Source organism: Comamonas humi (genome assembly GCF_054782535.1).
In genome coordinates, this window is sequence record NZ_BAAGSH010000009.1 from 159,919 (window position 1) to 185,985 (window position 26,067).

The window sequence follows — 26,067 nt, forward strand, 5'->3', positions numbered from 1 at the left end:
TCGGCATAATAGATCCCGTCATCAACCGCCGCGCGTGCACCGCGCGGCGGTTTGCTTTTGAAGCGCGGCAAAGGGCCGCGATTGTTTTTGTGGAGACCGATATGGCCACGATTCCCATTACCAAGCGTGGCGCGGAAAAGCTCAAGGAAGAGCTGCAGCGCCTGAAGACCGTCGACCGTCCGGCCGTGATCGCCGCGATCGCCGAAGCGCGCTCGCACGGCGACCTGAGCGAAAACGCCGAATACGACGCGGCCAAGGACCGCCAGGGCTTCATCGAAGGCCGCATCCAGGAGGTGGAGGGCAAGCTGTCCACCGCGCAGATCATCGATCCGTCGCAGCTCGACGCCGGCGGCAAGGTGGTGTTCGGCGCCACCGTGGAACTCGAGGACGAGGACTCGGGCGACACCGTCAAGTACCAGATCGTCGGCGAGGACGAGGCCGACCTGAAGCAGGGCCTGATCAACGTCTCCTCGCCCATCGCGCGCGCGCTGATCGGCAAGGAAGAGGGCGACACCGCCGAGGTGCAGGCCCCGGGCGGCGTGCGCCGCTACGAAGTCATAGGCGTCAGCTACCGCTGATGGAGCAAGGCCGCCTGCCGGTACTGGCATCCGCGCTGTGGTGGGGCAGCCTGTCCACCACTGGCTTCCTGGTGGTGCCGCTGCTGTTCGCGCACCTGCCCAGCGCCGCCATGGCCGGCTCCATGGCCGCCAGGCTGTTCACGGCGCAGACCTGGGTGTCGGTGGTCTGCGGCATGCTGATGCTGGTTTTCAGGCCAAATCGCGGTCAAAGCATTGATGGTAAAGCGCAGACAGCTATCTTTTTGATACTGAGCGGCCTGCTGCTGGCGCTGCTGGGCGAGTTTGCCGTGGCGCCGCGCATCGTGGCGCGTGAGAACCTCAAGCTCTGGCACAGCGTGGGCAGCGTGATGTATCTGGGTCAGTGGCTGTGTGCCGGTGCGCTGCTGTGGCGTGCGGCCCGGCGGGAGCCATGACAGCCCGCAGCCTCAGCACCCAGCCAATAAAAAGCGCCGGTCCTGCCGGCGCTTTTTGCTGTGGTGGCGCAGGGCGTTCAGTCCGCCCAGGCCTGGGCGATCCAGCGGGCCTTCTCGATGTGGCGGAAGCGCCGGTTGCGGCGGCCTTCGAGCGCATCGGGCGGGTTGACCTCGCCATGAAAGATCACGATGCGCGCGCCCGCGGGCGGCACCGGCTCGTTCCAGTAGTTGGTGGGCCAGGTGGGGATGCAGTGGTACTTGAAGCTCGGGCACCACGCGGCGGGCCAGTACTGCAGCTTGCCCTGCTGGTGCAGGAAGTGCGACAGGTATTCCTGTTCGTTGCGGTACTTGGCGCGCATGGCCTCGGTGTGCTCGCGGAAATACGCCAGCACATCCGGGTGCGCGTCCAGCGTGAAGCGGTAGACCGACGAGTTGCCGACGATGCGCTCGCCGAAGCGCCAGAAGCGCGGGTAGTCGTGGATGATGAGAAATTCGCCCGGCTGGGTGAAGAAGTCGTCCAGCGGGCCGACGACCACCACATCCAGGTCCAGGAACAGCGCCGTGCCGGTGAGGCCGTGCAGGTCGGGGGTGAAGGTGGCCAGCTTGGTCCAGCCGCGCTCGGGAATACCGGGCGGCAGGTCGAGCGGGGGAATGGGCAGGCACTGCACCTCGGACCGGATGCCGCGGGCGTCATCGGTCAGGCAGACGAAGTTGAAGTCGCCCGACAGATGCCGGCGCACCATGGCGTACAGGCGGTTGACGTACTCGGGGCCGTATTTCGTGCCCCACTTCATGCACAGGATGTGGCGCTGCATTCCGAGGCTCAGCCCTGCTGCTTCTTGATGGACTTCTGCTTGGGCTTGGCGCGCTTGACCTGGCCGCCGGAGGTGAGGCGCTGGTTGCCCAGCACGCGCAGCTGCTTGACTTCGGGCTTCTGGCCGGCGCGGCCGTACTTGAGCACCTTCACGTCGCGCGGGCCGGGCTTGCGGTCCTCGGCGGCGGCCTTGTCCTTTTCAGGCTGGGGGCGCCACAGCACCAGCAGCTTGCCGATGTGCTGGATGGGGGCGGCGTTCAGCTCGTCGGCGAGCTTCTGGTACAGGGCTTCGCGCTCGGCGCGGTCGTCACCGAAGACGCGGACCTTGATGAGGCCGTGGGCGCTCAGCGCCGCGTCGATTTCCTTCTGCACGGCAGCGGTGAGTCCGCCGGCGCCGATCAGCACGACCGGGTCGAGATGGTGGGCCTCGGCGCGGTGTTCGCGGCGCTGTGCGGGAGTCAGTTGAATTTGGGGCATAGGCCCGTATTATCCAGTCAATCGCTGTTCGGCATCCTTTGCCCATGCAGCACCTTCTGAGGTTTTGATGAAATCGTCCAAAAGCAAGAAAGTCAATAAGAATTGGCTGCACATGCATATCAATGATCCGTACGTGAAAGCCGCGCAGAAAGACGGCTACCGCGCACGTGCGGCCTACAAGCTCAAGGAGATCGACGAGCAGCTCAAGCTCATCCGCCCTGGCGATGTGGTCGTGGACCTGGGCTCGACGCCGGGCGCCTGGAGCCAGTACGCTCGCCGGCGCCTGTCGCCCAGCGGCGCGGCCGTGGGCGAGCTGAACGGCGCCATCATCGCGCTGGACATCCTGCCGATGGAGCCCATCGAGGGCGTGACCTTCATCAACGGCGACTTCCGCGAGGAATCGGTGCTGGCGCAGCTCGAGGCCACGATGGCCGGGCGCAAGGCCGATGTGGTGGTGTCCGACATGGCGCCCAATTTGTCCGGGGTGGAATCGGTGGACGCCGCGCGCATCGCGCACCTGATCGAGCTGGCGGTGGATTTTTCGCAGCACCACATGAAGCGCGAGGGCGCGCTGGTGGTCAAGCTCTTTCATGGCAGCGGGTATTCGCAGCTGGTGCAGCTGTTCCGGGACACCTTCGAGGTTGTCAAGTCCATCAAGCCCAAGGCCTCGCGCGACAAGTCGTCGGAGACCTTTCTGGTCGGCATGCGGCTGAAAAACGGCGACTGAAGCGGCCTTCCACCGGATTCCTGGGTATGCGCAGGGGGCAAGCTGCGGCGCGGGTCCTTGAAAGTCCTAAAATACTCCCAACATGACACAGCACGAGCCTGCGCATCTGCCTGTGTATTTTTTATTTCCACGAAACTGGAGCCCCCTTGAACAATCAGTGGTTTTCTAAGGCCGCCGTCTGGATGGTGATAGCCATGGTGCTGTTTACGGTGTTCAAGCAATTTGACAACCGTAGCGGCAGCCAGCCGCCCCTGGCGTACTCTGACTTCCTGCAGGAGGTGCGCAGCGGCCGCGTCAAGAACGCGACGCTGCAGGAAAGCCCCAGCGGCACGGTCATCGTTGCCACGATGAATGACGACCGCAAGGTGCGCACCACCGCCACCTACATGGACCGCGGCCTGATTGGCGACCTGATCAACAACAACGTCAAGTTCGACGTGAAGGAACGCGAAGAAGGCTCGGTGCTGCTGTCGGTGCTGATCAACTGGGCGCCCATGTTGCTGCTGATCGGCGTGTGGGTCTACTTCATGCGCCAGATGCAGGGGGGCGGCAAGGGGGGCGCCTTCAGCTTCGGCAAGAGCAAGGCGCGCATGCTCGACGAGAACAACAACACCGTCACCTTCGCCGACGTGGCCGGCTGCGACGAGGCCAAGGAAGAGGTCAAGGAGGTCGTCGACTTCCTGAAGGACCCGCACAAGTTCCAGAAGCTCGGCGGCCGCATTCCGCGCGGCCTGCTGCTGGTCGGCCCTCCGGGCACCGGCAAGACGCTGCTGGCCAAGTCCATCGCCGGCGAGGCCAAGGTGCCTTTCTTCTCGATCTCGGGTTCCGACTTCGTGGAAATGTTCGTCGGCGTGGGCGCGGCCCGCGTGCGCGACATGTTCGAGAACGCCAAGAAGAACGCACCCTGCATCATCTTCATCGATGAAATCGACGCCGTGGGCCGCCAGCGTGGCGCCGGCCTCGGTGGCGGCAACGACGAGCGCGAGCAGACCCTGAACCAGATGCTGGTCGAGATGGATGGCTTCGAGACCAACCTCGGCGTGATCGTGGTGGCGGCGACCAACCGCCCCGACATCCTGGACGCGGCCCTGCTGCGCCCCGGCCGCTTCGACCGCCAGGTCTACGTGACGCTGCCCGACATCCGCGGCCGCGAGCAGATCCTGAACGTGCACATGCGCAAGATCCCGGTGGGCCAGGACGTGAACCCCGCCATCATCGCGCGCGGCACGCCCGGCATGTCGGGCGCCGACCTGGCTAACCTGTGCAACGAAGCCGCCCTGATGGCTGCGCGCCGCAACGCCCGCACCGTCGAGATGCAGGACTTCGAGAAGGCCAAGGACAAGATCATCATGGGCCCCGAGCGCAAGAGCATGGTCATGCCCGAGGAAGAGCGCCGCAACACCGCCTACCACGAGGCCGGCCACGCGCTGATCGGCAAGCTGCTGCCCAAGTGCGACCCGGTGCACAAGGTCACGATCATCCCGCGCGGCCGTGCGCTGGGCGTGACCATGAGCCTGCCCGAGAAGGACCGCTACTCCTACGACAAGGAGTACATGCTGAACCAGATCGCCATGCTGTTCGGCGGCCGCATCGCCGAGGAAGTGTTCATGAACCAGATGACCACGGGCGCTTCCAACGACTTCGAGCGTGCCACGCACATCGCCCGCGACATGGTGACGCGCTATGGCATGACCGCGGCGCTGGGCCCGATGGTCTACGCCGAGAACGAGGGCGAGGTCTTCCTGGGCCGCTCGGTGACCAAGACCAACAACGTCAGCGAGCAGACGATGCAGAAGGTGGACGAGGAAGTGCGCCGCATCATCGACGAGCAGTACGGGCTGGCCCGCAAGCTGATCGAGGACCACGCCGACAAGATGCACGCCATGGCCAAGGCCATGCTCGAGTGGGAAACCATCGACGCCGAGCAGCTCGACGACATCATGGCCGGCAAGGACCCTCGTCCGCCCAAGGACTGGACGCCGCGCAACCCGCCGTCCGGCGACGGTGGCTCGGGCGGCACGCCGGTGGTGAACTCGGGCCACGCGCCGACGGCAGCCTGAACGCAGCCACGCTTTTCACACCACCCACCAAGGCGCTCCCATGAGCGCCTTTTTTCATATGACCACGACGTACTGGCAAACCAGCCGTTTTCAGATCGACCTGCGCCGCCCGCAGGTCATGGGCATCGTCAATGTCACGCCCGACTCCTTTTCGGATGGCGGCTCCTGGTTCGATCCCCGCGCCGCGCTGGCGCACGCGGAGCAGCTGCTGCAGGACGGGGCGGACATGCTCGACATCGGCGGCGAATCCACCCGCCCCGGCAGCCCGGCCGTGCCGCTCGATGAGGAACTGCGCCGCGTGCTGCCGGTGCTGCGGGAGGCCGTCAAGCTGCAGGTGCCCATCTCCATCGACACCTACAAGCCCGAGGTCATGCGCGCGGCGCTGGACCTGGGCGCGGACATCATCAACGACATCTGGGCGCTGCGCCAGCCCGGGGCCCGGGTAGCGGTGGCCGCGCACCCGCAGTGCGGCATCTGCCTGATGCACATGCACGCCGACCCGCAGACCATGCACGTCTCGCAGATGACCGGGCACGACGTGGCGGCGCAGGTGCTCCAATTTTTGGAGCGCGAAGCGCAGGAGCTGCTTGCGCTGGGGGTCGAAAAACCTCGCATCATGTTCGATGCGGGCATTGGTTTCGGCAAGACCGTGGCGCAGAATTTCGAGCTGCTGCAGCAGCATGCGGCGCTGGGGGCCACGGGGTATCCGCTGCTTGCGGGCTGGTCGCGCAAGAGTTCGCTGGGCAAGGTCACCGGCCGCGAGGTAGACGAGCGCATGCCGGCCAGCATTGCCGCCGCCATGCTGGCGGTGGAGCGGGGCGCCGCGGTGGTGCGGGTGCACGATGTGCGCGAGACCGTCGATGCGCTGGCCGTGCTGCGCGCCATGCAGCAGCCTCACCATTCGATACCTCTGTGACCTCGCGCCGCGGCGCTGGCCTGACACAATAGCGCCAGCTTCAATACAGGAAGGGATAAGCCCATATGGCACGCCAATATTTCGGAACCGATGGCATTCGCGGCACGGTCGGCAAGTCGCCCATCACGCCGGACTTCGTGCTGCGCCTGGCCCATGCGGTGGGCCGCGTGCTGCGCCGTACCGAGGATCGCCCCACGGTGCTGATCGGCAAGGACACGCGCATCTCCGGTTACATGCTGGAGAGCGCGCTGGAGTCGGGCTTCAACTCGGCCGGGGTGGACGTGGTGCTGCTGGGCCCGCTGCCCACGCCGGGCGTGGCCTACCTCACGAGGGCGCAGCGCGCCAGCCTGGGCGTGGTCATCAGCGCCAGCCACAACCCGTTCGAGGACAACGGCATCAAGTTCTTCAGCGCCGCGGGCACCAAGCTGCCCGACGCCTGGGAGGAGTCCGTCGAGGCGGCGCTGGCTGAAGACCCCGTGTGGGCACCTTCGGCGGCGCTGGGCAAGGCCCGGCGGCTGGATGACGCCGCCGGCCGCTACATCGAGTTCTGCAAGAGCACCTTCGACCAGACGCTGAGCCTGCGCGGCCTGAAGATCGTCGTCGATGCCGCCCACGGCGCGGCCTACCAGATCGCGCCCAAGGTCTTCCACGAGCTGGGCGCCGACGTGATCACCATCGGCTGCCAGCCCGACGGCCTCAACATCAACCGCGAGGTGGGCGCCACCCACCCCGAGGCGCTGGTGCGCGCCGTGCGCGCCAACAAGGCCGACCTGGGCGTGGCGCTGGACGGCGATGCCGACCGCCTGCAACTGGTCGATGCCAGCGGGCGCTTGTTCAACGGCGACGAGCTGCTGTACCTGATGGCCAGCGACCGCCTGCGCCGCGGCGAAGAGGTGCCGGGCGTGGTCGGCACGCTGATGACCAACCTGGCGGTGGAGTCCGCGCTCAAGCGCCTGGGCATACCGCTGGTGCGCGCCAAGGTGGGCGACCGCTACGTGCTCGAAGAGCTGCAAAGCCGCGGCTGGCTGCTGGGCGGCGAAGGCTCGGGCCACCTGCTGGCGCTGGACAAGCACACCACCGGCGACGGCCTGGTCAGCGCGCTGCAGGTGCTGCGCGCCTGCGTGAGCGGCCAGCGGTCCATCGCCGCGCAGCTCCAGGGCGTGGAGCTGTGCCCGCAGGTCATGGTCAACGTGCGCCTCAAGCCCGGGCAGGACTGGAACAGCAACCGCCAGCTGGCCGAGCTGAGCCAGCAGATCACCGCCGACTTCAACGGCGAGGGCCGGGTGCTGATCCGCGCCAGCGGTACCGAGCCGCTGCTGCGCGTGATGGTCGAGGCGCACGACGCGGGCCGCGCCAGCCGCTGCGCCGAGGCATTGGCCGAAGCGGCGCGCGCCGGCGCCTGAGACCTGCAGCCCGGGCCGGCGCCTCAGTCCACCAGCAGGCCGCAGCTCAGGTTGGCCACCGTGCCGGTGATTGCGCCGGCATGGGGCGAGGCCAGGAAGGCGATGCTCCGCGCCACCTGGTCCAGCGTGGGCAGGCGCTTGAGCAGGGTGCCGGCCGCCGCGCCGTCCAGCATGGATTCGACCGTGGTACCCGCGGCCTGGGCCGCGGGCGCGAACACCTCGCGCGTGTGCGAGCCGTGGGCCAGCGCCTCGGGGATCGCATGCGGCCGCACGCAGACCACGCGCACGCCCTGGGCGCCCAGCTCGCCCGCGAGGTGCCGCGACAGCGCCTCCACCGCCGCGCTGGACACGCAGTTGCCCAGGTAGCCCGGCCCCGGCAGGCGCGCGCCTGGCGTGGACAGCGTGAGTATCACCCCCGAGCCCCGGCGCACCATGTGGCGCGCCACCGCCTGGGCGGTGATGAAGTTGCAGCGGGTGTAGGCCGCTATTGGATGCTCGTAGTCCGCCAGCGAGAGATCGAGGAAGGGCGTGCCCTGCACATGCGTGAAGCCCACCGCGTTCAGAGCGATGTCGATGCCTCCGGCCTGGTGCGCCACCGCGTCGGCATGGCGGTCCACCGCCGCGGCATCCAGCGCATCGAGCTGCGCGATGTCAGCCTGTCCGCCGGCGGCCCGGATATCGGTCGCGACGGCCTCCAGCCGGGCCAGGCTGCGCCCCGCCAGAAAGACCCGGGCGCCTTCGCCCGCCAGTACCCGGGCCACGGCGCCGCCGATGGCTCCACCCCCTCCATGGACCACGGCGGTCTGTTTCGCAAATAGCATGGCAGTTCCTTATGTGAACACTGTCAACATAAGGTAGCACGGAAAGTGAACGCCGTCTACATGCGATGGGCGTGCGCGCTGGATGGCCGGGGCATCACGCTAGGGCTCCGGGGCCTTCGGGGTACTGGGGCAGGTCGTCGGTGATGCTGAACCACGGCGCCTTCGAGGCCACGAAGATGTGTGCCGAGGGCCGGATGCTCGGCGCATCCACCAGCGTGCCCAGCGTGACGTGGACATAGGCGCCATCCCGCACCACCGAGTACAGCAGCGAGCCGCAGGCCGCGCAGTGCGCGTCATGTGTTATTTCGTCGCCATGGACGAGCAGGGGGCCGCTGTCCGGCGCCAGCTGCAGCTGGTCGCGCGCAATGCCGGCAAAGGGCTTGAACGCCGCGCCGGTGCTGCGCCGGCACCGCGAGCAGTGGCAGTTCAGCGCATAGGCGAAATCGTCGCCGACGGTGTAGCGCACCCGGCCGCACAGGCAGCTGCCGGCCAGCGTGCGGGCCGAGGAGGGCGAGGCGGTGGGGGCTTTCATGGCGCGTTCCAGTATATCGGCGCCCCTGCGGCAGCCGGTTTACCTGCGGTAACCATGACATGGTCTTGACACGGATCGGACACGACCGCGTCACGCGCGCTGGGCACCATGCTGGGCATGGAGCGTGCGAGGGCTGCGCCATCGCATGCACAACGGTTTTACCGAGGAGCGAACGAATGAACGAACTGCCCTGCCCAACGCTGCCGCTCAGTCCCAGCCACCTGCCACGGGGGTCACTTCATCGCCCTGGCGACACGCTGGGCACGGAGGTCGTTGCACAGGCGGCTGGCGGCCTGGAAGTCACCTGGGCGCGCCACCAGGACGAAGTCCGCGAAGCCCAGCGCCTGAGGTACCAGATCTTCGTGCTGGAGATGGGCGCGCGCCTGCAGACGCCGCTGGCCGGCCACGATGTGGACCGCTTCGACGACTTCTGCGAGCACCTGCTGGTGCGCGACACCGCGTCGCGCCAGGTCATCGGCACCTACCGCGTGCTGACGCCCGGCCAGGCCCGGCGCGCCGGCAGCACCTACAGCGATTCCGAGTTCGACCTGTCGTGCATCGATGCGCTGCGCCCGCGCATGGTGGAGCTGGGCCGCAGCTGCGTGCATGCCGACTTCCGCCAGGGCGGGGTCATCATGACGTTGTGGGGCGCGCTCGCGTCCTTCATGCAGCGCAACCGGCTCGACGTGATGATGGGCTGCGCCAGCATCCCGATGTGGCACAACGGCATCGTCAGCGGCGATGCGGCGGCCAGCATCTGGCGCCAGCTGCAGGCCAAGGGCCAGATCTCGGCCGAGTACCAGGTCACGCCGCGCCTGCCGCTGCCGCTGGCCCAGCTCGACGACAGCGTGGACGTGGAGCCGCCGGCCCTCATCAAGGGTTACCTGCGCGTGGGCACCGAGGTGATCGGCGCGCCCGCCTGGGACCCGGATTTCAACACCGCCGACCTGCCCATGCTGATGCAGCTCGAGCGCCTGTCGCCGCGCTACCGCAAGCACTTTCTGGGGTAGGCGCCGCGGATATTCGGCGGCCCGCCGCGGGCCGCCCGCGAAGTCCTTTATAGTCAAATCGATGGCTGGCGCTTGTGCATCAAGCGCCGGCTGCTATTGAAAATGAAGGATTTCGACGTGTCCAATTCCGCGATTGAACTGCTGGTGCTCAACCCCATCTCCGAGGCGCACCGTGCGCAGATCGGCCAGCATTGCCAGCTGACCTACGCGCCCCAGCCGCAGCAGCGCGCCGAGGCGATCGCGCAGCAGGGCGCGCGCTTCCATGCCGTGCTCACCATCGGCTCCATCGGCCTCACCGCCGACGAGGTGGTGCAGTTGCCGGCGCTGCGCCTGGTGTGCTGCCTGGGCGCGGGCTACGAGGGGCTGGCGCTCGACGCGCTGCGCGAACGCGGCGTGGCGGTGGCCAACGGCGCGGGCACCAACGACACCAGCGTGGCCGACCATGCCTTCGGCCTGATCCTGGCCGCGGTGCGGGGCTTCCGTGAGCTGGACCGGCAGGCGCGCGCCGGCGTGGACCGCTTCACGCTGGCGCACCCGCCCGGCGTGTCGGGCAAGAAGCTGGGCATCCTGGGGCTGGGCCAGATCGGCATGAAGATCGCGCGCCGCGCCGCGGCCTTCGACATGCCGGTGGGCTACCACAACCGCCGCGAACGTTCGGACGTGGAGCACCGCTATTTCGCCTCGGTGCTGGAGCTGGCCGAATGGGCCGACGTGCTGGTCTGCGCCACGCCCGGCGGCGCGGCCAGCCGGCACCTGGTGGATGCGCGGGTGCTCGCGGCGCTGGGGCCACAGGGCTACCTGGTGAACATTGCCCGGGGTTCGGTGGTGGACACCGAGGCGCTGGCGCAGGCGCTGCGCAGCGGCAGCATCGCGGGCGCGGGCATCGACGTGTACGAGAGCGAGCCGCACCGGCCCGAGCCGCTGGTCGAGCTGTCCAACATCGTCATCACGCCGCATGTGGCGGGCTGGTCGCCCGAGGCCACGCAGGCCAGCGTCGACCAGTTCATCGCCAACCTGAACGGTACTTTCCACGGCGCGGGGCCGGTGGCGCCGGTGGTGCTGTAACTATCAAAAAAAGAGCTGCTGGCGCTTGCCATGCATGGGTTTCAGATGGTTTTTCATCTGAAACCCATATGCAGCAAGCGCGAGCAGCTATCTTTTATCTGGCGCCGGCCGCTTCCAGCTTGGGCTGGGCCACCTTGAACTGGAACACGCGCGCGGTGCGCGCCCATTGCTGCACTTCCTCGTTCAGCAGGTAGGCGGACTGCGGGTGCTGCTCGGCCCAGTCGGGGCTGGCGCGCAGCGACCACTTGTCGGGCTTGGCGCGCAGCTGCAGCGAGCGGAAATCGGGCTCGCGCCGCGCATGGCACAGCAGCACGGCCAGGCGCAGGCTCAGGAGCTGCAGCGCAAACTCGTTGTCGCCCAGGTAGGCCTCGACCTTGCGCAGCTTGCCGCGCTGGCCCAGCACCAGCGCGCTCATGTGCATCAGCTCGGACTGGGTGAAGCCCGCGATGTCCGAGTGCTGCAGCACATAGGCGCCGTGGTGGTGCGAATCGTTGTGCGAGATCAGGCAGCCGATCTCGTGCAGCTCGCAGGCCCATTCGAGCAGCGGCGCGCGCAGCTGCAGCGGATCGGTGATGCCCACGTAGCGCTTGGCCTGCTCGTACAGCCGCGCGGCCGTGGCCTGCACGCGCTGCGCCTGCGGCGCGTCGGCCGCAAAGCGCTGCATCAGCGCGCCGATGGTCACGCGCCGGGCGTCGTGGTGCTCCTGGTGCTGCACCATGTCGCGCAGCGCGCCCTGGCGCAGCGCGCCGTCGGCGATGCGCATCTCGGGGATCTGCAGCAGCTCGAAGATGGCGCACAGCGCCGCCACGCCGCCGCCCACCACCGCGCGGCGGTCTTCCTTGAGGCCGGGCAGGCGAAGGTTGGCGGCGTTCTGCGCGGCCAGCAGTTGCTCGCACAGCCACTGCAGGCCTTCGCGGCGGATCAGGCCGTCCGGCTCGCCGTGGGCGTGCAGCACCTCGGCGATGGCATTGGCCGTGCCCGACGTGCCGTAGGCCGTGTCCCAGCTGCTGCGGGGAAAGCCGTTCAGCGCCTCTTCGAGCACCGCCTGCGCCGCGATCTGCGCGGTCTGCAGGCTGGCGCGGCTGAAGGCGCCGTCGGGAAAGTAACGCAGCGACCACGAGACGCTGCCCACCGGAAAGGACGCCACCTGCCGCGTGTGGTAGCCCTGGCCCAGGATCAGCTCGGTGGAGCGGCCGCCGATGTCGACGACCAGGCGTTTCTCGTCGGACGGCGGCAGCGAGTAGGCCGCGCCCTGGTAGATGAGGCGCGCTTCCTCGGGGCCCGAGATCACGCTGATCGGGTAGCCCAGCACCTCGGAGCCGCGCGACAGGAATTCGTCGCGGTTCACCGCCTCGCGCAGGGTCTGCGTGGCCACGGCGCGCACGTGCTGCGCCGGAAAGCCCTGCAGGCGCTCGCCAAAGCGCGCCAGGCACTCCCAGCCGCGCTGCATGGCCTCGGGCGTCAGGCGCTTTTGCTCGTCCAGCCCCGCGCCCTGGCGCACCATTTCTTTGGTGTAGCTCACCCTTTCGATATGGCCCAGCGCATGGCGCCCGATCTCGAGGCGAAAGCTGTTGGAGCCGAGGTCCACGGCTGCGAGGAGGGTTCCGTCTTGCATAGAAAGCTGAATAAGGCCGATTCGTCGATACAGAAGGCCAGCATAGCACCGGCGCCCGCCAGCGCCCATGACGCCAGCACGGTAAATTACGACGGAATCATGAAATCCGTGTGACAGTTCGGTGTGACGGGCGGGCGGCCGTGCGACGCCGCCGCTCTCTGGAATATGACGGAACGTGTCATAGGAATGTCATAAAGAATCTCTACAGTCCGGGCTATTGCGTTTCATCACCCATAGGAGTTTTCATGAAACTGTCCGCGATTCGTGTGCTGGTGGCTGGCCTGGTGGCAGCAGGTGCCTTCTCCCATGCCATGGCCGAAGAGGCCACCGGCGCCGGCGCCAGCTTCCCGGCACCGCTGTACGCCAAGTGGGCGGCCGACTACCACAAGGCCAGCGGCGTCAAGATCAACTACCAGTCGGTGGGCTCGGGCGCCGGCATCAAGCAGATCGATGCCAAGACCGTGGACTTCGGCGCATCCGACATGCCGCTGACCGACGACGACCTGAAGACCAAGGGCCTGCTGCAGTTCCCCACCGTGATCGGCGGCGTGATCCCCGTGGTCAACATCAAGGGCATCAAGCCGGGCGAGCTCAAGCTCAACGGCCAGGTGCTGGGCGACATCTACCTGGGCAAGATCACCAAGTGGAACGACCCCGCGATCAAGGCGCTGAACGGCTCGCTGGAGCTGCCTGACGCCGCCATTGCCCCCGTGCGCCGCGCCGACGGCTCGGGCACCACCTTCCTGTTCACCAACTACCTGTCCAAGGTCAATGCCGACTGGAAGGCCAAGGTTGGCGACGGCACGGCCGTGAACTGGCCGCTGGGCACCGGCGGCAAGGGCAACGAGGGCGTGGCCGCCTACGTGGGCCGCCTGCCCAACTCCATCGGCTACGTGGAGTACGCCTACGTCAAGCAGAACAAGATGACCTACGCGCTGCTCGAGAACGCGGCCGGTACCATGGTCGCCCCCGACGACAAGGCCTTCAAGGCCGCCGCCGCCGGCGCCGACTGGGCCAAGAGCTTCTACCAGGTGCTGACCAACCAGGCCGGCAAGGAAGCCTGGCCGATCAGCGGCGCGACCTTCATCCTGATGCACAAGAGCCAGGACAAGCCCGTGCAGGCCACCACTGTGCTCAAGTTCTTCGACTGGGCCTACAAGAACGGCGACAAGACCGCCGACGACCTGGACTACGTGCCCATGCCCGACGGCGTGAAGGCCAGCATCGCCAAGGCCTGGGGCGAGATCAAGGACGGCTCCGGCAAGCCGGTGGCCGTGAAGTAAACACCGCCCCGCAGGCCGCCTGACGAACCGTCCGGCGGCCTTTCTCCCCTAGAAGGAACGCAGAACGTGTCGACCTCCTTGCCCATCCCATCCACCGCCGATTCGGGCCCCGGGCCCCTCGCGCAGCAGGGGCAGCCGCCCTCGCGCCGGCCACTGATCTCCAACACCATGGCGGACAAAATCTTTGCGATGCTGGCGCGCGGCGCAGCGCTGCTCACCCTGTTCCTGCTGCTGGCCATCATGGCCTCGCTGTTCGTCGGCGCCTGGCCGGCCATCCGCGAGTACGGCCTGGGCTTCTTCCTGTCCAGCGAATGGGACCCGGTGCAGAACCGCTACGGCGGCCTGGTCATGGTGTACGGCACGCTGGCTACCTCGATCATCGCGCTGCTGATCGCCGTGCCGGTGAGCTTCGGCATCGCGCTGTTCCTGACCGAGCTGTCGCCCGTCTGGCTCAAGCGGCCGCTGGGCACGGCCATCGAACTGCTGGCCGCCGTGCCGTCCATCGTCTACGGCATGTGGGGCCTGATGGTGTTCGGCCCGCTGCTGGCCACCTATGTGCAGCAGCCGCTGCAGGCCGTCTTCGGCAACGTGCCCTACCTGGGCGCCTTCTTCTCCGGCCCGCCGGTGGGCATCGGCATCTTCTCGGCCGGCCTGATCCTGGCGATCATGATCATTCCCTTCATCTCGTCGGTGATGCGCGACGTGTTCGAGGTCACGCCGCCCATGCTCAAGGAATCGGCCTACGGCCTGGGCGCCACCACCTGGGAGGTGATGTTCAAGGTGGTGCTGCCCTTCACCAAGACCGGTGTGTTCGGCGGCATCATGCTCGGCCTCGGCCGAGCGCTGGGCGAGACCATGGCCGTCACCTTCGTGATCGGCAACATGAACCAGCTGAACTCGCTGTCCATCTTCGAGGCGGCCAACAGCATCACCTCGGCGCTGGCCAACGAGTTCGCCGAGGCCGGCGAGGGCCTGCACCAGGCCTCGCTGATCTACCTGGGCCTGGCCCTGTTCTTCATCACCTTCATCGTGCTGGCCTGCTCCAAGCTGATGCTGAACCGCCTGCAACGCGCGGAAGGAGCCCGTTCGTGAACACCACCACCTCCACCTCCGATTCGCTGATCCAGTCCGCCGAGGCCACGCGGCTGCGCGCCGCCAAGTACGGCCGCCGCAAGCGCATGAACCGGATCGCGCTGACGCTGTCGCTCGCCGCCATGGCTTTCGGCGTATTCTGGCTGGTCTGGATCCTGTGGGAGACGCTGCGCCTGGGTCTGGGCGGCATCTCGCTGTCGCTGTTCACCGAGATGACGCCCGCGCCCAACGAGGAGGGCGGCATCGCCAACGCCATCTGGGGCTCGCTGGTGATGGTGGCCATGGCCACCTGCATCGGCACGCCCATCGGCGTGATGGCCGGCGTCTACCTGGCCGAGTACGACAAGAGCGGCTGGCTGGCATCGACCACCCGCTTCGTCAACGACATCCTGCTGTCGGCGCCCTCCATCGTGATCGGCCTGTTCGTCTATGGCGTGGTCGTGGTGCGCATGCGCAGCTTCTCGGGCCTGGCCGGGGTGGTGGCGCTGGCGCTGATCGTGATCCCCGTGGTGATCCGCACCACCGAGAACATGCTGTCGCTGGTGCCCGCCGGCCTGCGCGAAGCCGCCTACGCGCTGGGCACGCCCAAGTGGAAGGTCATCAGCATGGTGACGCTGCGCGCGGCCCGCGCCGGCGTGATCACCGGCGTGCTGTTGGCCGTGGCCCGCATCGCCGGCGAGACCGCGCCGCTCTTGTTCACCGCGCTGAACAACCAGTTCTGGAACGCCGACCTGACCAAGCCCATGGCCAGCCTGCCGGTGACCATCTTCAAGTTTGCGATGAGCCCCTACGAGAACTGGCAGTCGCTGGCCTGGGCCGGCGTGTTCCTGATCACGCTGGCGGTGCTGGGCCTGAACATCCTGGCGCGGACCCTGGCGCGCCAAAAATAATTGCTACGGATCTGACTATGCTGACGAAAACCCAAATGGACAACGCCAACGCCCTGACGTCGAAGATCTCGGTGCGCGACCTGAACTTCTACTACGGCAAGTTCCACGCGCTGAAGAACATCAACCTCGAGATCCCCGAGAAGAAGGTCACCGCCTTCATCGGCCCGTCGGGCTGCGGCAAGTCCACGCTGCTGCGCACCTTCAACCGCATGTACGAGCTGTACGCCGAGCAGCGCGCCGAGGGCCAGATCATCCTCGACGGCGAGAACCTGCTGACCAGCAAGCAGGACGTGGCGCTGATCCGCGCCAAGGTGGGCATGGTGTTCCAGAAGCCCACGCCGTTCCCGATGTCGATCTACGACAACATCGCCTTCGGCGTGAAGCTGTTCGAGGATCTGAGCAAGACCGACATGGAAGAGCGCGTCGAGTGGGCGCTGCGCAAGGCCGCGCTGTGGAACGAGGTCAAGGACAAGCTGCACCAGAGCGGCTCGGGCCTCTCGGGCGGCCAGCAGCAGCGGCTGTGCATCGCGCGCGGCGTGGCCATCCGCCCCGAGGTGCTGCTGCTCGACGAGCCCTGCTCGGCGCTGGACCCGATCTCCACCGCCAAGGTCGAGGAGCTGATCGCCGAGCTGAAGGACGAGTACACCGTGGTGATCGTGACCCACAACATGCAGCAGGCGGCGCGCTGCAGCGACTTCACCGCCTACATGTACCTGGGCAGCCTGATGGAGTTCGGCGCCACCGAGCAGATGTTCTTCAAGCCGCAGCGCAAGGAGACGGAGGATTACATCACTGGGAGGTTCGGATGAACCTGCCAGTGATGCAACGGCAAAGGCTAACTTCGCTCCGCGAAGTTAAGCGAAGCGGCCGGAGCCACTACATCACCGGCCGCTTCGGCTGATCGGTGAGATACTATTGAATTGATAGCTGCTTGCGCTTTATGGACGGGCGCCAGAGGCATTTTTCACTAAAGAACGAGACGCATATGACCGAAAAGCACCTCTCTTCGCAGTTCGACAGCGAACTCAACAATGTCTCCACCCGGGTGATGGAGCTGGGCGGGCTGGTGGAGTCGCAGATCCAGCAGGCCATCTATGCGCTGTCGAACTTCAGCCTGGATGCGGTGGAGCGCGTGGCCGAGATGGAGAAGCGGGTCAACCGCATGGAGGTGGACATCGACTATGAGCTGTCGTCCATCATCGCCCGCCGCCAGCCCACGGCGCGCGACCTGCGCCTGCTGATCGCGTTCTCCAAGGCCACGGCCAACCTCGAGCGCATGGGCGACGAGGCCCACAAGATGGCGCGCATGGTGGGCTCCATCATCGAAAGCGGCGCCGCCCGCTCGCTGCCCACCACCGACATCCGCGTGGCGGCCGAGATGGCGTCCACGATGCTGCGCAAGGCGCTGGATGCCTTCGCCCGCCTCGACACCGCGGCGGCCGTGGCCATCCTCAAGGAAGACAACCTGATCGATGCCGAGTTCGACGGCTTCGTGCGCAAGCTGGTCACCTACATGATGGAAGACCCGCGCACCATCTCGGCGAGCCTGGACCTGCTGTTCCTGGCCAAGGCGATCGAGCGCATCGGCGACCACTCCAAGAACGTGGCCGAACTGATCATCTACCTGGTCAAGGGCATCGATGTGCGCCACACGACGATGGACGAGATCGAATCCAGCGTTCTGTAATGATTTTGGCCTCTGGCGCATATGTGGTGAGCGCCAGCAGCTATACTTTTTGAAGTAATGAAAAAACTACCCCGCATCCTGATAGTGGAAGACGAACCGGCGATCGCGGAGCTGATCGCGGTGAACCTGCGGCACAACGGCTGCCTGCCCATCTGGGCCGAGGACGGCGACGCCGCGCAGCGCGAGCTGGACGTGATGGTGCCCGACGTGATCCTGCTCGACTGGATGCTGCCGGGCCAGAGCGGCCTGTCGCTGGCGCGCAAGTGGCGCGGCGACAGCCGCTTCAAGGGCGTGCCCATCATCATGCTGACGGCGCGCGGCGACGAGCCCGACAAGATCGCGGGCCTCGACGCCGGCGCGGACGACTACATCACCAAGCCCTTCTCCACGCAGGAGCTGCTGGCCCGCATCCGCGCGGTGCTGCGCCGCCGCGTGCCCGAGCAGGCCAACGACACCATCAGCATCGGCGAGCTGGTGCTCGACGCCGCCACCCACCGGGTCAGCTACCAGGGCTCGCAGCTCAAGCTCGGGCCCACCGAGTTCAAGCTGCTGCACTTCCTGATGAAGCACTCCGAGCGCGTGCACACGCGTTCGCAGCTGCTGGACAAGGTCTGGGGCGACCACGTCTTCATCGAGGAGCGTACGGTGGACGTGCATGTGAAGCGCCTGCGCGAGGCGCTGGGCGCGGCCAACGTGATGGTCGAGACCGTGCGCGGCGCCGGCTACCGCGTGACGGCCCAGCCGCAGGCGGCGCAGCGGGCCTGAGCGCCGCTCCGGGACCTGCGGTGCCCGGATTAACCAGTACCATGTGCTGCGCCCGTCGCAGCACTTTCTTTTTGCGAATCCGCATGCTTCTACGAATCTTCATCTTCCTGCTGTTCCAGGCCCTGGGCGCCGCCCTGGGCTGGTGGTGGCATGGCGCCATCGGCGCGCTGGCCGCCGCGCTGGCGGCCGTGTGGTGCTGGTTCCTGATGGACCTGTGGCGCGGCGCGCGCGCGATCGCCTGGCTCAAGACCGGCGACGTGCAGACCATGCCGCGCATGCTCGGCCTGTGGGGCGAGGCCACCGACCGCACGCGCCGCCTGCTGCGCCAGCTGGGCAAGGGCCAGAAGGACGCGCAGGACCAGCTGCACCAGGTGCTGACCGCGCTGCAGGTGTCGCCCAACGGCGTGGTGCTGCTCGACGCCCAGGGCCACATCGAGTGGTGCAACCAGGTGGCGGCTGAGCACTTCGGCTTCGACCTTGAGCGCGACCGCATGCAGGCCATCGGCAACCTGGTGCGTGCGCCGGAGTTCGCCAACTACCTGGCGGCCAAGGACTTTGCGCGCGACGTGGTGCTGGCGAGCCCGGTGATCCGCGCGACCAGCCCGCTGCGGCTGTCGGTGCAGATGTTTCCGTACGAGGCGGGGCGCAAGCTGCTGCTGTCGCGCGACGTGACGGCCATCGAGCTGGCCGACGCCATGCGCCGCGACTTCGTGGCCAATGTGTCGCACGAGATCCGCACGCCGCTGACGGTGCTGATGGGCTTCGTCGAGACCATGCAGACCCTGCCGCTGGGCGACGACGAGCGCGCCAGCTACCTCGGGCTGATGTCCAAGCAGGCCCAGCGCATGCAGAGCCTGGTGGTGGACCTGCTCACGCTGTCGCGGCTCGAGGGCAACCCGCCGCCGCCGCTGACCGAATGGGTGCCGGCCCGCTCGCTGCTGCAGCGCTGCGCCGAGGATGCGCGCGCGCTGTCGCAGGTGATCGCCAAGCCGGGCGAAAAGCCGCACCAGCTGCGTTTTCCGGAAGGGCCGGCGCTGGCCACCGTGGGCGAACTGGCCGGCGCGGGCAACGAGCTGCAGAGCGCGCTGACCAACCTGGTGAACAACGCCGTGCGCTACACGCCGGCCGGCGGCGAGATCGTGGTGAGCTACGACATCCAGCCCGACGGCCGCGCCTGCTTCAAGGTGACGGACAGCGGCCCCGGCATTGCGCCCGAGCACATCCCGCGCCTGACCGAGCGCTTCTACCGCGTGGACCGCAGCCGCTCGCGCGACACCGGCGGCACCGGCCTGGGCCTGGCCATCGTCAAGCACGTGCTGCAGCGCCACGGCGCCACGCTGCAGATCCGCAGCACGCTGGGCCGGGGCTCGGAGTTCTCGGTGTGTTTCCCGGCGTCCCGGGTGCGCACGTCGGCGTAAGATCACCGCTCACGCAAAGGATGGGCATGGGTTTTCGGTTGAATCGCTGCGGTGCCTGGCTGCTGGCACTGGCGGCCACGGGTGCGCTTGCCATGCCGCCTGCGGCACAGCCCGCGCTGTATGCCGCGGCCGAGCGCGAGCTGGCGCCGTTCCTCGGCACCCTGCAGCAACTGGTGGAGATCGAGTCGGGCAGCCTCGACATCGAGGGCCTGCAGCGCATGGCCGCCGTGGCGGCCGAGCGGCTGCGCGCCGAGGGCGGGGCGGTGCAGGTGCTGGAGGCCGGGCGCATCGAGCCGCTGGCCGATGCGCCGGCCCGCGTCGGGCCGATGGTGCAGGCCGTGTTCCGTGGCAGCGGCACCGCGAAGATCATGCTCATCGCCCACATGGACACGGTCTACCAGCGGGGCGACCTGGCGCGCCAGCCGTTCCGCATCGACGGCGACCACGCCTACGGCCTCGGCATCGTCGACGACAAGCAGGGCGTGGCCCTGATCGTGCACCTGCTGCGGCTGCTGCGCGAGCAGGGCCTGCAGCGCTACGGGCAGCTCACCGTGCTGCTCAACAGCGACGAGGAAATCAGCTCGCCGGGCTCGCGCGAGACCATCACCCGGCTGGCGCAGGACCAGGACGCCGTGCTGTCGCTGGAGACCGGCGGCCGCGCCGGCACGCTGCGCCTGGGCACCAGCGGCATCGGCGCGGCCTACCTGCGCGTGCAGGGCCGCGCGGCCCACGCGGGCGCCGAGCCCGCCGCGGGCGTGAATGCGCTGTACGAGCTGAGCCACCAGGTGATGAACATGCGCGACCTGTCGCAGCCCGAGGCCGGCCTGGAGCTGAACTGGACGCTGGCCACGGCGGGCACGCGCCGCAATGTGATCCCCGACACCGCCGAGGCACAGGCCGATGCGCGCGCTACGCGGGTGGCGGATTTCGACCGGCTGGAGCGGCGCATGCGCCAGCGCATCCAGAACCAGCTGTTCGAGGACAGCCGGGTCCAGCTGGATTTCGAGGTGCGCCGCCCGCCGCTGGAGCCCAGCGACGCGGCACGCCGTATCGCCGCCCGGGCGCAGCGCATTGCGCTGGACGAGCTGGGGCAGCGGCTGGCGGTGGTGGATACGGCCCACGGCGGCGGCACCGATGCGGCGTTTGCCGGCCTGAAGGCGCGCGGCGGCGTGGTCGAGGGTTGTGGGGTGCCAGGCTATGGCGCCCATTCCATCCACGGCGAATACCTGCTGGTATCGAGCATCGTGCCGCGCCTGTACCTGGTGGCGCGGATGGTGATGGAGCTGTCGGAGGAGGTGAAGGGGCAGGATTCGCCGGTGGGCGGCCTGTAGCCAGCCCCCTGGCGTCAGCGTTGCTGCTTGCAGCGCTTCACTGCGTTATTACTCGCTGGGCGGGACATAACCCGCCGCGGCGTCTGCGCCGCCGCCGAAGAAATGGTTTTCCATCTGCCGGGCGAGGTACTGGCGGGCGCGGGCGTCGGCCAGGTTCAGGCGGTTTTCGTTCACCAGCATGGTCTGGTGCTTGAGCCAGGCCGCCCAGGCCTCCTTGCTCACGCCTTCATAGATGCGCTTGCCCAGCTCACCCGGGTAGGGCGGAAAGTCCAGCCCCTCGGCTTCCTTGTTCAGTTTGATGCAGTGGACCATGCGTGCCATTGGTGTGATTCCGTGGTTGTGCCTGCGCGCAAGACCGGTGCCGGCCTGCTATACAGGTTCTATATGAGTTTTGGTGATAAAAAACCAAATATATATTGGTTTGAGTTTCGTAGGACTGCTTCCAGAATGCCTGCAGCTTCTTTACCGGACATTGGAAAGCCCCCATGCAACGTCGCCGCCACTTTATCAAGTTTCCCATAGCCGCAGGCCTGATCGCGTCTCTTTCCGCGCTGGCGCCCGTGCATTTCGCCCAGGCCCAGCAGGCGCAGGCGCCCGTCACGCTGCTGAACGTGTCGTACGACCCGACGCGCGAGCTGTATGTGCAGTTCAACCAGGCCTTTGCCAAGCACTGGAAGGCCACCACGGGCCAGGACGTGACCATCAAGCAGTCGCACGGCGGCTCGGGCAAGCAGGCGCGCTCCATCATCGATGGCATCGACGCCGACGTGGCCACGCTGGCGCTGGCCGGCGACATCGACGCGCTGAACAAGCACGGCAACCTGGTGCCCGCTGACTGGCAGAAGCGCCTGCCGCAGAACTCGGCGCCGTACACCTCGACCATCGTGTTCCTGGTGAAGAAGGGCAATCCCAAGGCGATCAAGGACTGGGGCGACCTGGTCAAGCCCGGCGTGCAGGTGATCACGCCCAACCCCAAGACCTCGGGCGGCGCGCGCTGGAACTACCTGGCGGCCTGGGAATTCGGCAAGCGCCAGGGCGGCGAGGCCGCCGCCAAGGACTACGTCACCAAGCTGTTCAAGAACGTGCCGGTGCTCGACACCGGCGCCCGCGGCTCTACCGTGACCTTCGTGCAGCGCGGCATGGGCGATGTGCTGCTGGCTTGGGAGAACGAGGCCTACCTGGCGCTGAAGGAGTTCGGTCCCGAGAAGTTCGAGATCGTCACGCCGTCGCTGTCCATCCTGGCCGAGCCCACGGTCACGGTGGTGGACAAGGTGGCCGACAAGCGCGGCACCCGCAAGATCGCCGAGGCCTACCTGCGCTACCTGTACTCGGACGAGGGCCAGGACATCGCCGGCAAGAACTTCTACCGTCCCACCGGCGAGAAGGCCAAGGCGCAGTACGGCAAGCAGTTCGCACCGCTCAAGCTCTTCACCATCGACGAGGCCTTCGGGGGCTGGGCCAAGGCCGACGCCGCGCATTTTGCCGACGGCGCCAGCTTTGACCAGATCTATACCAAAAAGTAGAGCAGCCAGCGCTTGATTGACAAGCGCTAGAGCCTGTTTTTATTGATATTTTCGAGTGGAGATGACGCCATGCCAGTCCAAGCCATCAACCATGTGCAACTGCCTTTCCCCGTGGGCACCGGGCCCTTGATCCGCCATTTCTACGGCGAACTGCTCGGCCTGCCCGAGCTGTCCGTTGGCGCGGCCGGTGCCGGCAATGGCGCGCTGCGCTTCGTGGCCGGCGGGCAGCGCATCGACCTGGTGCCGTCCACCGGGCGCGCGGCCGGCTCGGTCTCGCACCTGGCGCTGGAGGTGGACGGATTGCCCGAGCTGCGCCAGCGCCTGCTGGATGCGCAGACCGCCGTGGTCGAGAGCAGCGCCTTGCCCGGCTACCTGCGCTTCTTCGCCAAGGACCCGGCGGGCAACCAGCTCGAGTTCCTGGAGCCCGAGCAGGGCGGCATCTTCGTCGACTGATTTTTTGCGGCCCGGCACGCAGCCAGGGCCGCCGAACTGCCTGCAATGAACTTTCAGCAACTGCGAGCCGTGCGCGAGGCGACGCGGCAAGACTTCAACCTGACCGAGGTGGCGGCCACGCTCTACACCTCGCAGCCGGGCATCAGCCGGCAGATCCGCGAGCTGGAGGAGGAGCTGGGCGTCGAGATCTTCCGCCGCGCCGGCAAGCGCCTGACCGGCCTCACGCCGCCCGGCGAGGTGCTGCTGCCCATCGTGACCCGGCTGCTGCAGGAGGCCGACAACCTGCGCCATGCCGGCGACGAGTACCGCGACAGCGCGCGCGGGCACCTGACGATCGCCGCCACCCATTCGCAGGCGCGCTATGCGCTGCCCGCGGTGGTGAAGGATTTCCGCCAGGCCTTCCCGCAGGTCGAGCTGCACCTGCACCAGGGCTCGCCCAACCAGGTGGCCGACATGCTGCTCGAAGGCGTGGCCGACATCGGCGTGGCCACCGAGGCGCTGTCGGACTGCGAGGAGCTGCTGACCTTGCCCGGCTACCGCTGGACGCACAGCGTCATCGTGCCCAGCGGCCACCCGCTGCAGCAGCTTGGCCGCCCGCTGGGCCTGGCCGACATCGCCGCCTACCCGGTCATCACCTACGAGCGCGGCTACACCGGCCGCGCCCACATCGACGACGCCTTTGCGCGCGAGGGGCTGATCCCGCACGTGGTGCTGACCGCCATGGACGCCGACGTCATCAAGACCTATGTGGAGCTGGAGCTGGGCGTGGGAATCGTGGCATCGGTGGCCGTGGATGCGCAGCGCGACCGCACCCTGCATGCCATCGATGCCGGCCACCTGTTCGAGATCAACACCACCCGCATCGGCCTGCGCAAGGGCGCCTGGCTGCGCGGCTATGCGTTCGCCTTCATCGAGGCCTTCGTGCCCACGCTCCACCGCGGCGTCGTGGAGCAGGCGCTGCGCGCCACGGTGTAAAAATAGATGAAATTGGCCTTCAGCGCTTATGTATCAAGCGCCATAAGCTATTGTTTTTGATGTCTCTGCGGGTGCCATAATCGGCGCACCATGTCCCACCGCAAACCTGTCACCGTTGCCGACCTGTCCCGATTCCCCGTATTGATCGATGCCCGGTCGCCCGGCGAATACGAGCTGGACCACATACCCGGCGCGATCAACTGCCCGGTGCTGGACAACGACGAGCGGGCGCAGATCGGCACCCTCTACAAGCAGGTGGGCGCGTTCGAGGCCAAGCGCGTGGGCGCCGCCATGGTGGCCTCCAACCTGGCCCGCCACCTGCGCGAGACCCTGGCGGACAAGCCGGCCAACTGGAAACCCCTGGTCTACTGTTGGCGCGGCGGCCTGCGCAGCGGCTCCATGGTGACCTGGCTGCGCCTGGTGGGCTGGGACGCGCAGCAACTGCAGGGCGGCTACAAGGCCTACCGCGGCCATGTGGTGCAGCAGCTGGAGCTGCTGGTGCCGCAGCTGCGCCTGCGCGTGCTGTGCGGCGCCACCGGTAGCGCCAAGACGCGCCTGCTGCAGGCGCTGGAGCGGCGCGGCGCCCAGGTGCTGGACCTGGAAGGCCTGGCGCGGCACAAGGGATCGCTGCTGGGCAGCCTGCCGGGCGTGGAGCAGCCCAGCCAGAAGCAGTTCGAGACACAGCTGGCGCACCACATGGCGCAGTTCGATCCGGCGAAGCCCGTTTTCGTCGAGGGCGAGAGCGCCAAGATCGGCCGCGTGGCGCTGCCGCTCACCCTGGTCCAGCATCTGCGCGCAGCGCCATGCGCCGAGATCGACGCGACCCCGCAGGCGCGCCTGGATTACCTGCTGCGCGACTATGCCTACCTGGGCGACGACGTGGAAGGGCTGTGCGACAAGCTGGCCTACCTGAAGGAGCTGCAGGGCCGCGAGGTGGTCGAGCGCTGGCAGGCCTGGGCCCGCGAGCATGCGCTGGCCCCCTTGTTCGCCGAGCTGATGGCGCTGCACTACGACCCGCACTACAGCCGCTCGCAGGCCCGCAACTTTGCACAATGGCCGCAGCGCGCCCGCTTCGCCAGCGACGACCTGCGCGAGGCCGGCATCGAGGCGCTGGCCGCCGAGGTTGCCGCCTGGGGCGAAGCCCTGGCGGATCAGACGCCGGTCACATCCGCCACCAGCACGTCGTCGACGAAGATCCGGTAGTGCTGCGGGCCGGCGCCGGGCACCAGGGTGGTGTGGCGCTTTTCGACGCGCACCTGGTGGCTGGCCACGGGCCGCTCCCAGCTCTGCTCGTGTTGCCAGTTGAAGTGCGTGGCCGGGTCCAGCGGGTTCTGGAGCCAGATGGTCTCATTGGGGGTGATGAGCTTCATGGCGCCGGACAGCCATTCGCGCGCAAACGTGACCGGCATCTTCCCCACGACGAAGCGGATTTCCATAGCAGCCTCCGTATGCCCCGTGAACGGTGCAGCGCCAGGCGGCCGGAACCGCGCACGGACGGCACCGACTATCTCAGCACAAAACGCAGGGCGCCGCAATCGGCGAAAGGCGCATAGGGGCGATGCGGGGCCCCGGGCCTATCGGCCCTTGGCGGATTTCTGCCAGTAGCGGAATGCCTCTTCGTGCAGGTCGATGTCCATGTCCGAGACCTGCTGCTGCAGCCGCTCTTGCGCATGGACGATGGCCTGGTTGTAGACGGCGGGGCCGATCTCTTCCAGAAAGAATCCCAGCAGCGCGCCCGCGGCGACATTGCCGATGGGCTCGTCCATGTTCGTACGGAAATAGCGCTCGATCGAGGCAATCGCTTGCTCGCGAGCTTCCTTGCTCAGTTCCACCGCCATGGGTCAGGCCGCCGCGGGCACCAGCTCCACCCGGTAGCCCTGGGTCGTGGCGATGACTTCGAGCAGGCGGTCGATATTGGGGTGGTTGCCCGGGTGCTGGCGCGCGTCGTCGGTGTGCTCGGCAAACAGCTGCAGGCCTTCCTGCGCGGCTTCGACCGTGATGCCGCCATGCTTGGCCGCCAGCGCATGGTAGACCGCCAACGAGCCCGCCTTGCCGGGCTTGTTTTCGATGACGGCCGCCACCTCGCCGGCACCATCGATGAGCTTGAGGGCGGCGATGTGGGCAATGCTGGGGAGCTGGCGCAGATTGTCGGCAAAAGCCATGGAAGTCTTCCTTGAGAGTTGTTGTGCCGCCATTGTGCATGCAGAAAGCAGTGCCCG

At 67.4% G+C, this 26,067-nt stretch carries 29 protein-coding genes; 20 read left to right on the forward strand and 9 right to left on the reverse strand.

Features of this window, described 5'->3' with window-relative positions; all coding sequences use genetic code 11:
- Nucleotides 1–101: 101 nt before the first annotated feature.
- Complete coding sequence (gene greA, locus ACYVKR_RS12000; RefSeq protein ID WP_460481139.1) at nt 102–578, forward strand: transcription elongation factor GreA; 477 nt, start codon at nt 102–104, stop codon at nt 576–578.
- Nucleotides 578–991, forward strand: a complete 414-nt coding sequence (locus ACYVKR_RS12005) for a DUF4149 domain-containing protein (protein ID WP_460481140.1) — start codon at nt 578–580, stop codon at nt 989–991. The genes greA and ACYVKR_RS12005 overlap by 1 nt, the downstream gene beginning before the upstream one ends.
- A 77-nt stretch (nt 992–1,068) precedes the next feature.
- Here ACYVKR_RS12005 and ACYVKR_RS12010 read toward each other — a convergent pair whose 3' ends face one another.
- Both ACYVKR_RS12010 and ACYVKR_RS12015 read right to left on the reverse strand, forming a co-directional pair.
- Nucleotides 1,069–1,806 (reverse strand): glycosyltransferase, encoded by a 738-nt coding sequence (locus ACYVKR_RS12010; protein WP_460481141.1) that lies wholly within the window; start codon nt 1,804–1,806, stop codon nt 1,069–1,071.
- An 8-nt stretch (nt 1,807–1,814) separates the two neighbouring features.
- Nucleotides 1,815–2,282: a YhbY family RNA-binding protein gene (locus ACYVKR_RS12015; RefSeq protein ID WP_460481142.1), complete on the reverse strand. Its 468-nt coding sequence runs from the start codon at nt 2,280–2,282 to the stop codon at nt 1,815–1,817.
- A gap of 67 nt (nt 2,283–2,349) precedes the next feature.
- Between ACYVKR_RS12015 and ACYVKR_RS12020 the strand changes: the two genes are divergently transcribed.
- The 4 genes from ACYVKR_RS12020 to glmM all read left to right on the forward strand — a co-directional run bounded on the left by ACYVKR_RS12020 (nt 2,350) and on the right by glmM (nt 7,388).
- A complete protein-coding gene (locus ACYVKR_RS12020) occupies nt 2,350–3,009 on the forward strand; it encodes an RlmE family RNA methyltransferase (RefSeq protein ID WP_460481143.1) in 660 nt (219 codons plus the stop codon).
- 146 nt (nt 3,010–3,155) lie between these two features.
- Nucleotides 3,156–5,069 (forward strand): ATP-dependent zinc metalloprotease FtsH, encoded by a 1,914-nt coding sequence (gene ftsH / locus ACYVKR_RS12025; RefSeq protein WP_460481144.1) that lies wholly within the window; start codon nt 3,156–3,158, stop codon nt 5,067–5,069.
- A gap of 40 nt (nt 5,070–5,109) precedes the next feature.
- Complete coding sequence (gene folP, locus ACYVKR_RS12030) at nt 5,110–5,985, forward strand: dihydropteroate synthase (RefSeq protein ID WP_460481145.1); 876 nt, start codon at nt 5,110–5,112, stop codon at nt 5,983–5,985.
- A gap of 65 nt (nt 5,986–6,050) precedes the next feature.
- Nucleotides 6,051–7,388 carry a phosphoglucosamine mutase gene (gene glmM, locus ACYVKR_RS12035; protein ID WP_460481146.1) on the forward strand — a complete coding sequence of 446 codons (1,338 nt, stop codon included), beginning with the start codon at nt 6,051–6,053 and terminating at the stop codon, nt 7,386–7,388.
- Nucleotides 7,389–7,411: 23 nt separating this feature from the next.
- Here the strand turns inward: glmM and ACYVKR_RS12040 are convergent, their stop codons facing one another.
- Both ACYVKR_RS12040 and ACYVKR_RS12045 read right to left on the reverse strand, forming a co-directional pair.
- Nucleotides 7,412–8,209: an SDR family NAD(P)-dependent oxidoreductase gene (locus ACYVKR_RS12040; RefSeq protein ID WP_460481147.1), complete on the reverse strand. Its 798-nt coding sequence runs from the start codon at nt 8,207–8,209 to the stop codon at nt 7,412–7,414.
- A gap of 94 nt (nt 8,210–8,303) precedes the next feature.
- Nucleotides 8,304–8,741, reverse strand: a complete 438-nt coding sequence (locus ACYVKR_RS12045) for a GFA family protein (protein WP_460481148.1) — start codon at nt 8,739–8,741, stop codon at nt 8,304–8,306.
- A gap of 176 nt (nt 8,742–8,917) precedes the next feature.
- Here ACYVKR_RS12045 and ACYVKR_RS12050 point away from each other — a divergent pair, with 176 nt between their 5' ends.
- Nucleotides 8,918–9,751 carry a GNAT family N-acetyltransferase gene (locus ACYVKR_RS12050; RefSeq protein WP_460481149.1) on the forward strand — a complete coding sequence of 278 codons (834 nt, stop codon included), beginning with the start codon at nt 8,918–8,920 and terminating at the stop codon, nt 9,749–9,751.
- A 102-nt stretch (nt 9,752–9,853) separates the two neighbouring features.
- A complete protein-coding gene (locus tag ACYVKR_RS12055; protein WP_460481150.1) occupies nt 9,854–10,816 on the forward strand; it encodes a 2-hydroxyacid dehydrogenase in 963 nt (320 codons plus the stop codon).
- 94 nt (nt 10,817–10,910) lie between these two features.
- Here the strand turns inward: ACYVKR_RS12055 and ACYVKR_RS12060 are convergent, their stop codons facing one another.
- Nucleotides 10,911–12,431, reverse strand: coding sequence for a Ppx/GppA phosphatase family protein (locus tag ACYVKR_RS12060; protein ID WP_460481151.1), 1,521 nt, complete (start codon nt 12,429–12,431; stop codon nt 10,911–10,913).
- A gap of 245 nt (nt 12,432–12,676) precedes the next feature.
- On the opposite strand from ACYVKR_RS12060, the gene pstS reads away from it, so the two are divergent.
- The 8 genes from pstS to ACYVKR_RS12100 all read left to right on the forward strand — a co-directional run bounded on the left by pstS (nt 12,677) and on the right by ACYVKR_RS12100 (nt 20,897).
- Nucleotides 12,677–13,714: a type 2 periplasmic-binding domain-containing protein gene (gene pstS / locus ACYVKR_RS12065; RefSeq protein WP_460481152.1), complete on the forward strand. Its 1,038-nt coding sequence runs from the start codon at nt 12,677–12,679 to the stop codon at nt 13,712–13,714.
- A gap of 168 nt (nt 13,715–13,882) precedes the next feature.
- Nucleotides 13,883–14,806 carry a phosphate ABC transporter permease subunit PstC gene (gene pstC, locus ACYVKR_RS12070; RefSeq protein ID WP_460481271.1) on the forward strand — a complete coding sequence of 308 codons (924 nt, stop codon included), beginning with the start codon at nt 13,883–13,885 and terminating at the stop codon, nt 14,804–14,806.
- Nucleotides 14,803–15,696, forward strand: coding sequence for a phosphate ABC transporter permease PstA (gene pstA / locus ACYVKR_RS12075; RefSeq protein WP_460481153.1), 894 nt, complete (start codon nt 14,803–14,805; stop codon nt 15,694–15,696). The genes pstC and pstA overlap by 4 nt, the downstream gene beginning before the upstream one ends.
- A 35-nt stretch (nt 15,697–15,731) precedes the next feature.
- Nucleotides 15,732–16,505 carry a phosphate ABC transporter ATP-binding protein PstB gene (gene pstB / locus ACYVKR_RS12080; RefSeq protein ID WP_460481154.1) on the forward strand — a complete coding sequence of 258 codons (774 nt, stop codon included), beginning with the start codon at nt 15,732–15,734 and terminating at the stop codon, nt 16,503–16,505.
- Between the two features lie 176 nt (nt 16,506–16,681).
- Entirely contained in the window at nt 16,682–17,383 is a 702-nt protein-coding gene (gene phoU / locus ACYVKR_RS12085; RefSeq protein WP_460481155.1) for a phosphate signaling complex protein PhoU, read from the forward strand.
- Between the two features lie 57 nt (nt 17,384–17,440).
- The gene (gene phoB, locus ACYVKR_RS12090) at nt 17,441–18,148 is read left to right on the forward strand and encodes a response regulator (protein ID WP_460481156.1); all 708 of its coding nucleotides are present in this window, start codon (nt 17,441–17,443) and stop codon (nt 18,146–18,148) included.
- Nucleotides 18,149–18,231: 83 nt separating this feature from the next.
- Complete coding sequence (gene phoR / locus ACYVKR_RS12095) at nt 18,232–19,566, forward strand: sensor histidine kinase (protein WP_460481157.1); 1,335 nt, start codon at nt 18,232–18,234, stop codon at nt 19,564–19,566.
- A 26-nt stretch (nt 19,567–19,592) separates the two neighbouring features.
- On the forward strand, nt 19,593–20,897 hold the full coding sequence (locus ACYVKR_RS12100) for a glutamate carboxypeptidase (protein WP_460481158.1): 1,305 nt from the start codon (nt 19,593–19,595) through the stop codon (nt 20,895–20,897).
- Nucleotides 20,898–20,945: 48 nt separating this feature from the next.
- On the opposite strand, the gene ACYVKR_RS12105 is transcribed toward ACYVKR_RS12100, so the two are convergent.
- The gene (locus ACYVKR_RS12105) at nt 20,946–21,218 is read right to left on the reverse strand and encodes a Fe(2+)-trafficking protein (protein ID WP_460481159.1); all 273 of its coding nucleotides are present in this window, start codon (nt 21,216–21,218) and stop codon (nt 20,946–20,948) included.
- 164 nt (nt 21,219–21,382) lie between these two features.
- On the opposite strand from ACYVKR_RS12105, the gene ACYVKR_RS12110 reads away from it, so the two are divergent.
- The 4 genes from ACYVKR_RS12110 to mnmH all read left to right on the forward strand — a co-directional run bounded on the left by ACYVKR_RS12110 (nt 21,383) and on the right by mnmH (nt 25,051).
- Nucleotides 21,383–22,420: a sulfate ABC transporter substrate-binding protein gene (locus ACYVKR_RS12110; protein ID WP_460481160.1), complete on the forward strand. Its 1,038-nt coding sequence runs from the start codon at nt 21,383–21,385 to the stop codon at nt 22,418–22,420.
- A 69-nt stretch (nt 22,421–22,489) separates the two neighbouring features.
- Complete coding sequence (locus tag ACYVKR_RS12115; RefSeq protein ID WP_460481161.1) at nt 22,490–22,873, forward strand: VOC family protein; 384 nt, start codon at nt 22,490–22,492, stop codon at nt 22,871–22,873.
- Between the two features lie 45 nt (nt 22,874–22,918).
- Nucleotides 22,919–23,848, forward strand: a complete 930-nt coding sequence (locus tag ACYVKR_RS12120) for a CysB family HTH-type transcriptional regulator (RefSeq protein WP_460481162.1) — start codon at nt 22,919–22,921, stop codon at nt 23,846–23,848.
- A gap of 90 nt (nt 23,849–23,938) precedes the next feature.
- Complete coding sequence (mnmH, locus tag ACYVKR_RS12125; RefSeq protein WP_460481163.1) at nt 23,939–25,051, forward strand: tRNA 2-selenouridine(34) synthase MnmH; 1,113 nt, start codon at nt 23,939–23,941, stop codon at nt 25,049–25,051.
- Here mnmH and ACYVKR_RS12130 read toward each other — a convergent pair.
- The 3 genes from ACYVKR_RS12130 to ACYVKR_RS12140 all read right to left on the reverse strand — a co-directional run bounded on the left by ACYVKR_RS12130 (nt 25,000) and on the right by ACYVKR_RS12140 (nt 26,010).
- A complete protein-coding gene (locus ACYVKR_RS12130) occupies nt 25,000–25,284 on the reverse strand; it encodes a hypothetical protein (RefSeq protein ID WP_460481164.1) in 285 nt (94 codons plus the stop codon). The two genes, mnmH and ACYVKR_RS12130, sit on opposite strands and share 52 nt — an antisense overlap.
- Nucleotides 25,285–25,422: 138 nt before the next feature.
- Complete coding sequence (locus ACYVKR_RS12135) at nt 25,423–25,686, reverse strand: DUF2164 domain-containing protein (protein WP_460481165.1); 264 nt, start codon at nt 25,684–25,686, stop codon at nt 25,423–25,425.
- A 3-nt stretch (nt 25,687–25,689) separates the two neighbouring features.
- Nucleotides 25,690–26,010, reverse strand: coding sequence for a DUF2322 family protein (locus ACYVKR_RS12140; RefSeq protein WP_460481166.1), 321 nt, complete (start codon nt 26,008–26,010; stop codon nt 25,690–25,692).
- Between the last annotated feature and the right edge of the window lie 57 nt (nt 26,011–26,067).